Origin of the sequence: Pantoea sp. Seng (assembly GCF_009829935.1) — a bacterium.
Classification (GTDB): Bacteria; Pseudomonadota; Gammaproteobacteria; order Enterobacterales; family Enterobacteriaceae; genus Pantoea; species Pantoea communis.
Map to the genome: position 1 here is coordinate 14,172 of NZ_SZZV01000010.1, position 13,289 is coordinate 27,460.

Here is a 13,289-nt window from a genome sequence, read left to right on the forward strand (position 1 = left end):
AAGTGATGTGGATGAGAATGGTAGCCTGGGCCCTGCGCGACCCGGAGCACCACGTGTACGTGTGGGACGGCACAGGTGAATCGGGCTGCCTGTACCCGGTACGCAGCTGGCTGGCATTTTGAGACCGCTGGCCCGCCTTTCTGCTGGGGCGTCCAGCCTGAAAGTCATCTGTGGAGACGGGGTGTTGTTAGCACACAGCCCCTAACGCTGCGCGGAACTGACACAGTTGCGGAACGGCACGGCCGCAAAACAGCTCTCCATCGGAGGGTTGTCACGCACCGTTCCGCGCACAAAGCCTGGCGCATTACCATGAAATGGCAAGCCGCACGCGCTGTCAGGCGCTCATTTAAGATACAGCCGTCCTGCAACTCGTGTCGCCGTCGTATTCCTGAAAAAAAGCGTGCCGAACTCAGGCAGTCCTGTGCCGACGTGCCACAATTTAACTGCCTGAAATGCAGGACATCTTTTAACTAAGGAAGACATCATGACAACAACAAGACGCGGTGGTGCTGGAAACTTTGCGGCCGATCCCGCACGTGCCTCCGAAGCAGTCAGTAAAGGCGGCGCCGCCAGCGGCGGCAACTTTAAAAACTGTCCCAACCGCGCACGCGAGGCCGGCCGTAAGGGCGGACTTATCAACCGCCGGGGTTCCAAATCTAAAATTTAATTGAGCTGAACATACGCGCGACGAGGCTAATATTACATCCCGGCGCGCTTATTTAGGGAATCTTCATTTCCTAAATGCTTTTTGATTCTGATACAGAATAATCTCCGCGTTTTTCTCAGTAATTTTTTTCTCGCCCGTCTCGAACTTTTAAAGGGTTAACCTTACAGCCTGACAGATGGTTAGCCGTAACACTTTCAATCCTCGGATGAAATTAAATCTCATATTACCCCGATTCCTTTAGATGAAATCGATTTCAGGTAACACTTAAATTTTATTCAGTATTTTCCGACGGTTAACCCTGATAGCCTGTCAGGCATCTGAATTCATGATGTTTTTATCTTCTGACGGAAGCTTTTATTTCAGGCTGGCCGGACAATGCGCTGAAAATAATGATACGGAAGAGGACTTCATTGCATTAAACCACTACACTGAAATACCGCTATAAGACTGAGAGTGAGCTGAACATGTTTGAAGACTTTCATAACGGAAACCAGCTGATTATTGGCGAGGCTGCGGTTCACCTGGCGATGAATAATACGGATATCACCGTTAATTCACTTATCCGGGAACTGGCTGATATGGCCGCAGCTGAAGAAGATCCTTTGCGCTGCGTGCAGATAAGAGGGGCGAAGCGCTGGCTTCGCGGGTTTAAATCATTACCGGGCAACCGGGACGAGCTGAGATGGGTCACCGGAGCGGGCCGCACCTCACCGCACTAAATAGTTTCCGCCTGTCCGCGACATACCGGGCAGGCATCTTTAATGACATCTCATCTGAACATCCTTCCTGTTGTACAACCTTTCCATTGAATCATTCACTCATTATTTGCGCACAGATACTCATCTAACTTACTGAATAATAATTGGAAGCATTTTTTGCACAAAAATAAAAGTTGTACAACAACACAATTGCTGTACAAGTTTGATTTAGTTGTATAACTTTACTGTCAGACAGAGCCGACTACATTTCAACCATTGAGAGGTTCACCATGCGTCAGAACGTTACGAAATTCCCGGACTCCGCCAGCGACATTGCGCATTACTTCAGCAAGGCATCGGCGCCGACCCAGCAGGAAACGCTGGGGCAGATTGTCGTTGAAATTCTGCGCGCAGGCAAGAACCTTAACCGCAAGGCCATCTGCACCAAACTGCTGCGCCGCCTTGAAGTGGCGGCAAATCAGGAAGAAGAGCGTCATTATCAAACACTAATCGGCATGCTGTTTGAACGCTGAGTTTTTTCGCTGTAAGCAGGTGATGCCCGCAGCGTGCATTCAGGACCGCCCGGAATAGTTGTCCTGCTACCCTGCCTGGAGGGCATTAACCTGAAGATGCGGGTATGAAAAATAAAGATTTAATACGCCTTGCCGATGTCGTCCTGGGTGAGGCCGTGGTAACGCTGCTGAGCATCGAAGACGGAATTAGCGCAGACAGCGTGGCTCGACAGCTCCGGGCTATGGATAGCAGTGAGACGACTCCGGACAGGCGAGAAGCTATAGCCTTGGCGCTGGGCGAGGTGCAGACGGAATTTATACAGTCCAGGGAAGGCCGTGATGCAGCAGTGCTGGCATTGGGTGCCCTTAATGGATCGGGTAGTAGTACAAAGAAATAATAGTAGCCGATTAACCCAGGACGAATCTCCGTATTTTCGGAGAGTGGCAGGACGCCCGCAGGATGTGGCTACCCAAGGGGTGGCCGTTATTTATTTCAGGCTATAAGCCTGGTCACTTTAGCCCGCAGGGCCTGACGGATAACACTATGCAGCTTAATGAACAACACACCTCTACAGAAGCAAGCATCATTCAGCACTTCCGTAGCTGCGGCGACGAGCTGGCCGCAGAAACTGCCGTGCTGGACGCAGTTATCCGCGACATCGTCATACATGGTAAAAAGGTGACCAGCAAAGCGATTATACTTTATCTGATCGCCGAGCTGGAGAGCACGACAGATGTGGGTGAGCTTGACATACTGCGCAGCGCGCTGGAAATCGTGGTGGGCAAAACGCCTGACGATGAAGGTTTTTGAAACTAATTCTGCTGCGTGACGTGCGCGGCGGCCATCGCAGCCGGGGAGTCAAATCCCCACTGCGAAGCCCACACGGAGCAGCTGATAGCGGCGGCAAGACTTACAACAATCCAGACTTTCACAGGCTTCTCCCGGCTTAAAAGTTTAACACTTCATAGTGTGGCACATCACCGTCAGTGAGCCAGGATGTATGTCAGAATAGGAGGAATCTGAAAGTCAGTGCATTTGCTCTGCCAGAAGCCTGATGGCGCGTTCGCAGCTTAGGCGCATTCCGGCAGTGCCGACCACTTCACTCATGCTGTGCAGGGCGCTGGTAATCTCGTGGAGAGTGAGGTGCTGGTCCGGCTTAAGAAGGCGAGCCACTACCGTTCCGATAACGGCGTAGATATCTTCGGCGGTGGTGTCATCATTCATATGACCTCCGTCCGTAAGGTGGATGAGTGTACAGTATAACAGAAAGGGGCAGTATCAGATACCGCAGCCCCCCATGGAGTCAGTGAAGCTTCTGCTCTGTCAATCCGGCAACCCTTTTCCCCCCTGTCTTTTCACCATTACGAATATGCATTTCCCGCCGTACTTCTTCAATAGCGCGCAGACCTGCGCGAATCCGATCTTCGTCCGTTTCAATTTCAATGGCCGATCGTAAGCGATCCGTCAGGGCCGCCCAGCTAATGGCCACGTCCTCATCCAGCAGCGCCGTGACGGCTTCGCCAAGAATAATGTCGGCCATTTTATCTTCAAAATCATTTTTCATGGGGTTATCCGGCAGCAGGTTTTGGGCGCAGAGCTTAGCACAGTGAAGCTGGCCCGAACATGAACGGGAAGGATACCTATAGAAAACATTTACGCGGCAGTGTTAACACGCGTCACGTCAGGGGAGTCCAGCAGAGCTAAGCTGTGCTGAAGGTACCTTACTCCAGCGCCGATAATTTCTTTCTGCGGCCGCGCTGCTTTGCTACGGGCGATGAGGCTGCCGCCACCTGTGAAGGCTTTTCAAGGCGATACAGGCAGACGTCGCCCCGCTCCGCCAGGCTTGCCGGCCAGATCATAGCCGCGTTCCCGTCCTCAACGTAAAGCTCGCCCAGCGGTTGCACCACGGCCCAGGGGGCACCTAGCATACGCCGCAGTTGCAGGATCTCCAGCGCCATGGCCACAGCTTCCGCTTCATAGCTGCCCTGATTTTCTGCGATTTGATTCAAACGATCTTCACTGAGCATTACTGACCCCCCTCTCAGTTATTCCCTTTTGCACTGATAGCCCGCCAGCGGATTGCCGGATACGCACCTCAGGTTCATGCTATAGACGTCTGCGGTGTTGATAAGTCTTTTAACCCGCTGCCTTTACGAAATTTTTACGAATAATAATGTGCCGTTAGCTTGCAGAGTCCGCAACCAGTTCTACGCTGGGCAGACCAGTGAAAAAAGTCTGCCAACTCTAAAATAACAAAGGCGAAAAAGATGATTCTAAGTGAGTTTATGCTGAGGTTAAACCGCTGGCCTCGCATGCATTTCACAGCAATTGAAAGCGAGCAACGTGATACCGGTATTGAGATTTATGCCATCGACTGCACAAACCAGACCAAAAGCCGGCTGCTTATTTATCGCACGCCCGACACACAACACGCTTCCGCAATGATGACGCATTTCATTAGCTGGCTTGAAAAAGCGAATCGTGGCAGAACTTTGCGGTTTGAGAAGGCACAAATAACGGCTGTCATGGCCGAGCAGCCAGCAACCAACCTTACCGCAACCTCCTAATCCTGTTGGGCCCGCTTTGGGCCCTTTTCTTTCCTGTATCTCAAACAGCCTCTCGGGTCTCCGGCCAGGCAACGGCCGCGCCTTTTGCAGTGAACAGGGCACCCTGGAAATCAGTGACACCAGCCGCCTCCAGCCACATCCATTCCTCAGGCTGTTCGATACCCGCTGCAATGACGTTTATCTCCAGCGCTGAACAACAGCGAAGCACTGCGTGTACCACCGCCTGACGGGGACCGCTGCGGTGAATATTGCGCACGATCGCTGCGCCGATGCGCACGCGGTCCGGCTGGACGTGCGCCAGCAGAGACAGTCCTGCCGAACCGTCACCAAAGTTGTCGATAGAGATACTGATACCGGCTTGCTTCAGTTGGCGTACCGCCTGAGTGAATGATTCCAGCTGAGAGATAACCTCTGTTTCACTGACGCCGAGTATTATTTGCTGCGGCACCAGCTCAGCACGGTCAATTGCGTTAATGAGCCGGCTAACGGCATCCGCAAGATTAACCAGCGTCATGGGCAATATGCTGACGTATAACATGATGTCGTCGGGACACGATCTGCCTGCCTTGTTCAGCGCCTCTGTGACGACGCTTAGGTTATACGCATAAAGCGCCTCGCCGGTCAGTCCATCCGGGGCTTCATCGGGTATGGCCTCGATGGCTGTGACCTTACGACCCAGAGGATCAACCACCGGGCGGAAGGTGACGCCCACCGCCGGGAACGGGGTACCGTTCTCATCCGGTACAAAGTCCCAATAGTCAGCGGGCAAAACCTCGAAGTAGTTTTCTTTCTCACGGGCTTCCACGAAGGTGCGTAAGAACTGCAGGCCCCGATCGTCGTATGTCAGACGATATTTAGACGTGCCGCGGTCAAGCACCGCCTGCAGCACACTGCCACTGTCATGGCGGCGCAGGTCAAACAGCTCCATTCCATGGTTGCCGAAGCGGCGCGACGGTGAGTAGTCGCGCATCAGCTCAACCACATTGTGGTGACGCCGGTCGGCGCAGATACGACCATAAATGTCCAGTACGCCCTCCTCCGGGCCCTCAAGAATCTGGAAGAAGTGCGTGCCGTTAAAGAGCAAGATCCCCGTAACCTGATGCCGGGCGTTGAGCAGGCTGGCTTTCTCCACCATACCCGGCAGGATGCTTATGGGTACCTCATCGGCAAGATGGCTTCGGTAAATAATTGTTGTAAGCATTTCTGGCTCCCTATTACCGCAGATTGTCACGGGCACCATAGCAGTTGGCTGACCATTCTCAAACCGGACCGGTAGTCACTCTCACCGCACCGCGACTTAAACGACGTAGACATCATTAAGCCTTTTTGTCCTCAACACAGGTATTAATTCATGCGGGTGCCGCGCTTCACAAAGCCAGTACGCATAGTAGCGAAGCATTTGTACGCAAAGTAATATCTTTCGATTTGAGCGCCTCCTGCATGCGTTTACCCAAAATCCTTATCAACAGTACTCAACCTGCGCGCCGCGAAAGGCTCAAGGTTACCGGCAGCACACGTCCACATTAACGCATGCAAAATCTGACGGATTGAACAGCCTGATTTAATTGTCAGAAAATAAATTTATCCGGCCACGGTTAATTCTTCGTGGATTACTTAAGTGGATTTTTTTTCATAAAGGGCCCATTAAACTCAGCAATTGATACAAATTATTACGAATTCAGCTTTTTTCAGAATAACCTACGGGCACTTTCACCATCTGCGACTACAGTGTGACGTGAGGCTGTCATCAACGTGAAACGGAGGTAGCTAATTTGTCTAATCATCACGACGGGAAAGGGCACGTCATTATTGGCGAAGCGGCATTAAGTCTTGCGCTGGGTGAAAAAGAGATAAGCGTGCATTCGCTTATTTCTGAGCTTGGACGCATGGCAAAAGCCGGCGGCAGCGATAACAGGCTCACGGAAATTTCGGAAGCCAGAAGCTGGTTGAAAAGCTTCAATGAGCCTGAACAGGCTGTCCGGTATCTGCCGTACCTGCAGACTTTTGCAGACCTGAACGACGAGAAGAACTGACGCCAAAGGACGTAGTCCGGCTCTGGCCGGAAGACGACGATGAAGATGACCTCACCGGTCTCGCCCAGGCGTGCACCGGCCGGAGAACCTGTCAGGGACGACACCCTTCGGTAGTACCGGCTTAAATCGCTTATAAAAAATGAATTTCACTACCTGACATCCCAGCATACAGTATCTCTTTTAACCAGAAGGAAACACGTATGTCCCGGTTTTATTACCTTCTCAATGCAGGACAGCATTACCAGTTACACGCCAGAGGATGCGTATGCCTGGAAGATCATCCAGAGCGTCAATTTCTGGGGTCTGCCCTCACCTATAGGCACGCCTATCAGATTGCATCGCAACGTATGAATGTTTGGGCCTCCATCTGTCGTCTGTGTATCGATGACAGCATGTCCGATACGCGGGACTCTACGCTCACACTTCATGCGCGATGAACTTTTTTAATCCTAAGTCACATTACGGATAATGATTCACACTCAGTAAAGTAACGCAGCTAAACTTAATGTCATCTATTTAAAGGTGACGGGAAGAACTATGTCAGAACATTTTATTCATGATGTAGCTATACCGCTGCCAGGTCATGAAGACGAAGCACCTGGCGGCAATCACGATATTCCACCTGACCGGAAATCCCTTTACTGATTGAACTGCTATCAGACTGTTTTTTTCCGCGCATGTTTATCAGCACCGCTTATCGCGATACACTGTATATATCCCCAATAAGCGGAGCGCATCTGAAAAACGGAAATGAAATAGAGGACCTTATGCACCAGGCTGTGGCTGTCGCGCTGAAGCAATTGCTGCGTCCCAGCGGGACCGTACATGTGCATGAACTCATCGCTGCCCTCTGGCGCCTGAAGGAGTCCGCCCCGGACAAAATAATGCGCGACTCCTGTGAGCGGGCTATCAGGTTACTGGCAAAAAAACTCAACTGAAATTATGCGGCGCCAGCCGCTTTCAGACACCGGGATCGTCCGGCGTATATCCCACGATCAACTGGAGCAGAACGCGCAGGATTTCCTGCCTTTCGGCGTTATTTTCAACCATGAGCTGATTCATGATATGCCGCATAATGGTTTTGTTATTCACCGGTGCCCCTATATAAATAAGGTTGTGGATAATGTCGTCCAGCGTTTCTTTCTGTAATGCATAACGGTCACCTTTAACCATAAGGCATGCCTGTATGTGTGCAACCGTATTGGTTTCTCTCATGCTGTGATGATCCCTGAATGCTCGCGCGATTCGCGTTGGTTTAAATTGCGCATTGGCTGGATTAAAGGTTGAAGATTATAGTCCTGCAGTCATAAATACTGCCGCTATAGTGAAGTATATGACAGTAAATGTATTGCGGAGCGAGCAAGCGCAGATTCAGAAAAAGCAGCTATTTGGGTAATTAAAACCCTGGCACTGACACATACGAAAGCGACAGGCATTACCTTACCTGCCGCCACAGTATGTGGTTATCTTAAGTCATCGTCATCTGCCATCAAGCGTAAGGTACTTTCCTGTGATGCAGTGCCTGAATGGCCTGCATCTGGTAAAAGCCAACTATCTTCACCAGTAGATTTAGCGCTAATACTACGGTGTCCTCGCAACCACTTGATGGCTTCCCTGATTGACAGCTCTCTTGAGTGACTACTGTCTGCCTTAAGCATCGCGGCCAATTCAGAGATAAGCGCATCGACGGTTATATCCTGTTCACGCACGGCTAGATTGACTGCTGCTTCACCAATAATTGCGTGACCGGTCATGTCTTCGCTGTACAACACGTTTGTACCTCGCTTATGAATTAGAGAACATTGTTTACTACGATAGTATTATAGCATTAACCTCCCCGGCTATATTATTTACCCGATGGGTTATGCCTATTAAAATATGCAACTCAATGTTGGAACTTTTCTCAACCTCTCTAAACAATAGGAATATTTGAATTACCTTGCGGCATGTAACAATCTCATCATTTATTTATAATAATGGTAGATAAGAGGTGCCTTAGAGTTTTCTATTGTTTAACTCTCACTTATGACGTTAAGGGATCGAAATTTCTCAACGCTTATGTAAACGACTTAATTAAATGTCTGGCATCATTAATGATTAGGTGACTAATCTAATAAAGTATTAACTAGCATAAGCAAAAGCAAGTTAATAACGAGATGTAATAGCAATGTGAGTCAGTAAACTGCTGATCTGAGCATAACTCAGAAGAGACATCTGATGATGAAAGTAAGAGGGGCTAGCTACATAGCTGACACAGTGCGTAAGTCAGCTATGGTTAAGTGTTTGCCAGTTTTAAGACACGTGCTGCGTGAATGGGCGCAGGTTTAGCTAAGCACCCTTACCTGAGATGATGACTACGGCGCAGGTATCCATGTCTCTGCTTCGCTATCATCGGGATAATAGTAACCATTCGGTATTGATTGAAGTTCAATCAGGCTGCCCCACGGAGCCTGAAAGTATACGCTAGCATTATTTTCGGTATCTTCATGACGGGAGTTACCATGTATTTCTGAAAGAAACCTTCCTCCCGCTGCCCTGACCCTTTCCACCGCATAATTTATATCGTCCACATAAAGAGAGATGTGATTCCAGCCAATATCCTGCAGCCTTACAGGTTGCTCCTGTTCTTCACTTTGTATCTCAAAAAGCTCGAGATTTGGACCATTACCAATCCGTAGCAAGCGCTGCTTGATAATCATTGTCCCGGAGCTTAAGCCTAATTGTTTCTCTGTATCTGCTCCCTGTCGTGGATGATCATGCTCTGTTAGGCCGTTATAGACAAATTTAGCGTCCAGCGCCTTCTGTAAAAATTCAGTTGCCTGTTGCAGGTCGGGAACGGTAAGCCCTACATGGTTTATGCCCCTGGTTGGCGCGCGCGTCGGTATATTTTCCATACATATCCTCCGGTTAGAATTATGATAACTTCTACAAAGAGTAGTACTTTTCTGCCCAATGAGCGGCGCGATAACTCATTGACACCCTTTCAATGCAAAAAAACGTCCTGTCAGATCATTAAGGGTTAATTAGAATGCTCCTTGAAAAGCTCATGTTGCTTGAATGCAGCCTTCACGGTGACAAACGCAACGACCGGGATTGGCTCGAGCATCTTCTTCATCCTGAATTCCGGGAGATTACACGTTCAGGCATGATGGTCGATCGCTCAGACACGATCATGTCGCTATTGAGCGAGAAAACTGCAAGTCCAATCATAAGCAGCAATTTCCGGTTAACCGAAATAAATGAAAGTTGCGCAATACTTCTTTACCGTACGTCTGATGCTGACGGGAGCCGACCTGCATTACGTTCCTCTTACTGGCTACTTTCGAAAGAGGGCCAGTGGTCTCTGATTTTCCACCAGGGTACGCCTGTACCGACGCGTGCTTAGCTAATTAGCCGCACTATTGTTTTCAGGTGTGATGCCCGGCAAATTCGAATATGAAATGAGTTCGACGGGTCGGTGCAACACAACCCGCACCAAAATGGACGGCAAAATTCTGAGTACTGTGGTCTTTTAAATCAGGCCTGGTATTCAGGTTTCTCTCCAGGAAGAGGTTCTGAAAGCTCCTGACCTTCAACTCCTGCGTAAAAAATTACCAGTTCAGCCCCCTGTTCAGACGTATACCCGCGGTGTGCGCTATTTACCGTTTCATTGATCGCCTCACCCGCATTAACGCGATATGTGGCGCCTGTATTCATGTCTTCAATTGTCAACTGTCCCGACAGGACGTATGCCGTGTTAGGCATGGCATGTGTGTGCCAGGGCAGCTCGCTATCAGGAGGTAAAGACATGCGCATTACCGAAATGAGTGGCTTGCCTTTGGAATACGCTTCATAAGGCTGCTTATTCCATGCTGTCCCACTCTGAAGAATAAGTTTATGTTCGATCTTATCCGAACCTTTATTTGGGGTCAGCTCTGCGTTTGCCATTGTCTATCCTTCTAATTGTGTATTTTCATGCTTTCAGACAAAAGTTTAGCAGAAGCAGAAAGATTGCTTTTTAAGCTCAACGCCAAAACAGCTTCAGAGCCGGACGTTGAAAATTCAAATTAATAATCAGATTGGAGCTGGAATTCGTCGCCGTAATCCGTACCATACGCGACATACTTTTGCCTGCTGGCTTTTTGTCGGCTGGCGCCAACCCGTCATTCATAGCGAATCAGATGGGGCATGAAAACGCGCAGATGGTATATGAAATCTACGCGACATGGATTGAAGAGATGAATGGCGAACAGGTTGACATGCTCAACAGCAAACTGGCTATCTGATAACAGTTGCCCCCTGTATGCCCCTTTTGGTTTCTGAGACAGTAAATAATGCATGATAATCAAGAAGTAACAAGAAAAGAGCAGTACAACCTGAACAAGCTTCAGAAGCGTCTGCGTCGTAACGTGGGCGAGGCCATTGCTGATTTCAACATGATTGAAGAAGGCGATCGCATCATGGTCTGCCTGTCTGGCGGTAAAGACAGCTACACCATGCTGGAAATTTTGTGCAGTTTGCAGAAGAGCGCGCCGGTGAACTTCTCACTGGTGGCGGTCAACCTCGACCAAAAACAGCCAGGATTCCCGGCACATATTCTGCCAGCGTATCTGGAAGAACAGGGTGTCGAGTATAAAATCGTTGACGAAGATACTTACTCCATCGTTAAAGAGAAGATTCCGGAAGGCAAGACCACCTGTTCGCTCTGTTCACGTCTGCGTCGCGGGATCCTTTACCGCACCGCTACCGAATTAGGCTGTACCAAGATTGCGCTGGGCCATCATCGCGACGATATCCTGCAGACCCTGTTCCTGAACATGTTCTACGGCGGCAAAATGAAAGGTATGCCACCAAAGCTAATGAGTGACGATGGTAAACATATTGTCATTCGTCCGCTGGCCTATTGCCGCGAAAAAGACATCATCCGCTTCGCTGAAGCGCGCCAGTATCCGATTATTCCGTGCAATCTGTGCGGTTCACAGCCGAACCTGCAGCGTCAGGTCGTCGCGGATATGCTGCGTGACTGGGATAAACGCTATCCGGGCCGTATCGAAACCATGTTCAGTGCGATGCAGAACATTGTGCCTTCCCACATGGCGGACATTAATTTGTTCGACTTTAAAGGCATTCAGCACGGCGATGAAGTGGTCGACGGCGGCGATATTGGCTTTGATCGCGAAACATTGCCGGTGAAACCTGCGGGCTGGCAGCCGGACGAAGAAGACGCGCCGGAAATGAGCGTGCGACTGGATGTGTTAGAAATTAAGTAATTTGTAGACGATTCTAATTAAGGCGCAGCGCTTCGGCTCTGCGCCTTTTTTATTACCGGTGAGGTGGCGGATCGATGATCGGTGGAAACTCGGGATCGTAGGGAGGATCGGGTTCCGGAATTGGCTGCGGATGAGGAATCGGTTCTGGAATCGGTGGCGGATCGGTTGGAATGGGATCGCTGGCAATGAGTTCTTGCATGCCCTGCTCCTTATCGCTGAATGTCCTTTAAGCATAGGAAAGGAAACACAGCCAAGCCAAGCGGGCAAAAAAAAGCCGGCGGATTAGCCGGCGTTGTACGAATCAAATGTGCTATGCAGTAATTCTAAAAAAGGAAGTAAGACAATATGGAGCGCAACGCCCATCGCTTGACGTTGCATTCACCTGCGAGAGAGAGTTTGCCCCTGTTAGGCGATCCACTTATTGATATCGATCAGGTTTTTCCCGCTTTTTTGCTTACAGCACCTTATTTAACAGCGGGTTAACGCTTATAACCTGAGACTTACATTACAACCAGTTGCGTCGTTTGAGCCATATCGCCACGCCCACCACCATCACCAGCAGTAGTACGCAGAACGCGGTAAAGCCCAGCGGCCAACTACCACCCGGAATACCGCCAAGGTTGACGCCAAACAATCCTGTCAGGAATGTCGCTGGCAGGAAAATCATCGCCATCAGCGACATGGTATAGGTGCGGCGGTTCATCGACTCTGCCAGTAAAGACGCGACTTCATCGGCCAAAATCCCGGTACGCGCTACGCCTGCATTGAGGTCATCCAGTCCGCGTCCCAGACGATCAGCAACGTCCTGCATACGACGACGGTCGTCATCATTCATCCACGGCAGTTTTTCACTTGCCAGACGGGCATATACATCACGTTGCGGCGCCATATAACGACGCATCACGATCAGTTGCTTACGCAGCAGCGCTAACTCGCCGCGTGCCGGAACCTGCTGATCCATCAACGCATCTTCCAGCTCGATAATTTTGTCGTGCATCTCTTCGATAAATTCGCTGGCGTGATCGGTGAGCGCATCGCAAACATCCACCAGCCAGCTACCGCCATCCACCGGGCCGTTACCGTTTTGCAAATCAGCCAGCACTTCGTCAATGGCATACACTTTGCGGCGACGCGTGGAGACGATCACTTTGTCGTTGATAAACACGCGCATGGCGACGAGTTGATCCGGTCGTGAATCGGCGTTGTGATTGACACTGCGCAGCACTATCATAAAACCGTCGCCCAGGCGCGTGACGCGTGGGCGCATGCTGTCGCCCGCTAACGCATCACGCACGGAATCGGGGATCAGCGGGGTATTTTGCAGCCACTCGGCACTTTGCCGTTGGGTGTAGTTCAGATGCAGCCAGCACGGACGCTCACAGTTGATGACATCTTTATCTTCAATCGGGATAACCCCGCCTTTGCCGTCGAGCTGGCAGGAGATAATGGCATCCGAAACTTTTAACGCTTTTCCTTCAATGACGTTCACTGACTCGCCTCACTTTCAAAATCAATACGATACAGTCTAGCGTGGCGCAGACGAGTTGCAATCATCAAGCTGT

19 protein-coding genes and 1 pseudogene are annotated in these 13,289 nt (G+C 50.1%); 10 read left to right on the plus strand and 10 right to left on the minus strand.

The features are described from left to right. Positions 1 to 484: 484 nt before the first annotated feature. The 5 genes from FD737_RS11920 to FD737_RS11940 all read left to right on the plus strand — a co-directional run bounded on the left by FD737_RS11920 (position 485) and on the right by FD737_RS11940 (position 2,688). Positions 485 to 667, plus strand: coding sequence for a general stress protein (locus FD737_RS11920; protein WP_160833579.1), 183 nt, complete (start codon positions 485 to 487; stop codon positions 665 to 667). A gap of 464 nt (positions 668 to 1,131) precedes the next feature. Beyond that, positions 1,132 to 1,386, plus strand: a complete 255-nt coding sequence (locus FD737_RS11925) for a hypothetical protein (RefSeq protein ID WP_160833580.1) — start codon at positions 1,132 to 1,134, stop codon at positions 1,384 to 1,386. 269 nt (positions 1,387 to 1,655) lie between these two features. Then, positions 1,656 to 1,898: a regulatory protein YcgZ gene (ycgZ, locus tag FD737_RS11930; protein ID WP_039328007.1), complete on the plus strand. Its 243-nt coding sequence runs from the start codon at positions 1,656 to 1,658 to the stop codon at positions 1,896 to 1,898. 104 nt (positions 1,899 to 2,002) lie between these two features. Beyond that, a complete protein-coding gene (locus FD737_RS11935) occupies positions 2,003 to 2,275 on the plus strand; it encodes a hypothetical protein (protein ID WP_097117040.1) in 273 nt (90 codons plus the stop codon). A gap of 146 nt (positions 2,276 to 2,421) precedes the next feature. Continuing rightward, entirely contained in the window at positions 2,422 to 2,688 is a 267-nt protein-coding gene (locus tag FD737_RS11940; protein WP_097117039.1) for a biofilm development regulator YmgB/AriR family protein, read from the plus strand. Positions 2,689 to 2,904: 216 nt separating this feature from the next. On the opposite strand, the gene FD737_RS11945 is transcribed toward FD737_RS11940, so the two are convergent. The 3 genes from FD737_RS11945 to FD737_RS11955 form a co-directional block, all read right to left on the minus strand. Continuing rightward, complete coding sequence (locus FD737_RS11945; RefSeq protein WP_160833581.1) at positions 2,905 to 3,102, minus strand: hypothetical protein; 198 nt, start codon at positions 3,100 to 3,102, stop codon at positions 2,905 to 2,907. A gap of 79 nt (positions 3,103 to 3,181) precedes the next feature. Next, a complete protein-coding gene (locus FD737_RS11950; protein WP_160833582.1) occupies positions 3,182 to 3,442 on the minus strand; it encodes a hypothetical protein in 261 nt (86 codons plus the stop codon). A gap of 157 nt (positions 3,443 to 3,599) precedes the next feature. Next, the gene (locus tag FD737_RS11955) at positions 3,600 to 3,905 is read right to left on the minus strand and encodes a hypothetical protein (protein ID WP_097117036.1); all 306 of its coding nucleotides are present in this window, start codon (positions 3,903 to 3,905) and stop codon (positions 3,600 to 3,602) included. A gap of 240 nt (positions 3,906 to 4,145) precedes the next feature. Between FD737_RS11955 and FD737_RS11960 the strand changes: the two genes are divergently transcribed. Beyond that, a complete protein-coding gene (locus FD737_RS11960) occupies positions 4,146 to 4,445 on the plus strand; it encodes a hypothetical protein (protein ID WP_160833583.1) in 300 nt (99 codons plus the stop codon). Positions 4,446 to 4,485: 40 nt separating this feature from the next. On the opposite strand, the gene FD737_RS11965 is transcribed toward FD737_RS11960, so the two are convergent. Then, complete coding sequence (locus tag FD737_RS11965; RefSeq protein WP_097117034.1) at positions 4,486 to 5,646, minus strand: diguanylate phosphodiesterase; 1,161 nt, start codon at positions 5,644 to 5,646, stop codon at positions 4,486 to 4,488. 571 nt (positions 5,647 to 6,217) lie between these two features. Between FD737_RS11965 and FD737_RS11970 the strand changes: the two genes are divergently transcribed. Further along, positions 6,218 to 6,478 carry a hypothetical protein gene (locus FD737_RS11970; protein WP_097117033.1) on the plus strand — a complete coding sequence of 87 codons (261 nt, stop codon included), beginning with the start codon at positions 6,218 to 6,220 and terminating at the stop codon, positions 6,476 to 6,478. Positions 6,479 to 7,438: 960 nt separating this feature from the next. On the opposite strand, the gene FD737_RS11975 is transcribed toward FD737_RS11970, so the two are convergent. The 3 genes from FD737_RS11975 to FD737_RS11985 all read right to left on the minus strand — a co-directional run bounded on the left by FD737_RS11975 (position 7,439) and on the right by FD737_RS11985 (position 9,372). Continuing rightward, positions 7,439 to 7,651: a biofilm development regulator YmgB/AriR family protein gene (locus FD737_RS11975; protein WP_160833584.1), complete on the minus strand. Its 213-nt coding sequence runs from the start codon at positions 7,649 to 7,651 to the stop codon at positions 7,439 to 7,441. 290 nt (positions 7,652 to 7,941) lie between these two features. After that, a complete protein-coding gene (locus tag FD737_RS11980) occupies positions 7,942 to 8,250 on the minus strand; it encodes a hypothetical protein (RefSeq protein ID WP_160833585.1) in 309 nt (102 codons plus the stop codon). A 582-nt stretch (positions 8,251 to 8,832) separates the two neighbouring features. Then, positions 8,833 to 9,372: a VOC family protein gene (locus FD737_RS11985; protein ID WP_160833586.1), complete on the minus strand. Its 540-nt coding sequence runs from the start codon at positions 9,370 to 9,372 to the stop codon at positions 8,833 to 8,835. A 152-nt stretch (positions 9,373 to 9,524) separates the two neighbouring features. Here FD737_RS11985 and FD737_RS11990 point away from each other — a divergent pair, with 152 nt between their 5' ends. Next, the gene (locus FD737_RS11990) at positions 9,525 to 9,863 is read left to right on the plus strand and encodes a DUF4440 domain-containing protein (RefSeq protein WP_306439520.1); all 339 of its coding nucleotides are present in this window, start codon (positions 9,525 to 9,527) and stop codon (positions 9,861 to 9,863) included. A gap of 131 nt (positions 9,864 to 9,994) precedes the next feature. Here FD737_RS11990 and FD737_RS11995 read toward each other — a convergent pair whose 3' ends face one another. Next, positions 9,995 to 10,405, minus strand: coding sequence for a cupin domain-containing protein (locus FD737_RS11995; RefSeq protein ID WP_160833587.1), 411 nt, complete (start codon positions 10,403 to 10,405; stop codon positions 9,995 to 9,997). Positions 10,406 to 10,541: 136 nt separating this feature from the next. Here FD737_RS11995 and FD737_RS12000 point away from each other — a divergent pair. Further along, a pseudogene (locus FD737_RS12000) lies at positions 10,542 to 10,743 on the plus strand (tyrosine-type recombinase/integrase); the annotation flags it as partial. A 48-nt stretch (positions 10,744 to 10,791) separates the two neighbouring features. After that, on the plus strand, positions 10,792 to 11,727 hold the full coding sequence (gene ttcA, locus FD737_RS12005; protein ID WP_097117026.1) for a tRNA 2-thiocytidine(32) synthetase TtcA: 936 nt from the start codon (positions 10,792 to 10,794) through the stop codon (positions 11,725 to 11,727). 52 nt (positions 11,728 to 11,779) lie between these two features. Here the strand turns inward: ttcA and FD737_RS23710 are convergent, their stop codons facing one another. Both FD737_RS23710 and zntB read right to left on the minus strand, forming a co-directional pair. Continuing rightward, positions 11,780 to 11,926, minus strand: a complete 147-nt coding sequence (locus FD737_RS23710; RefSeq protein ID WP_167347098.1) for a hypothetical protein — start codon at positions 11,924 to 11,926, stop codon at positions 11,780 to 11,782. Between the two features lie 306 nt (positions 11,927 to 12,232). Next, positions 12,233 to 13,216: a zinc transporter ZntB gene (gene zntB, locus FD737_RS12010; RefSeq protein ID WP_034821343.1), complete on the minus strand. Its 984-nt coding sequence runs from the start codon at positions 13,214 to 13,216 to the stop codon at positions 12,233 to 12,235. Between the last annotated feature and the right edge of the window lie 73 nt (positions 13,217 to 13,289).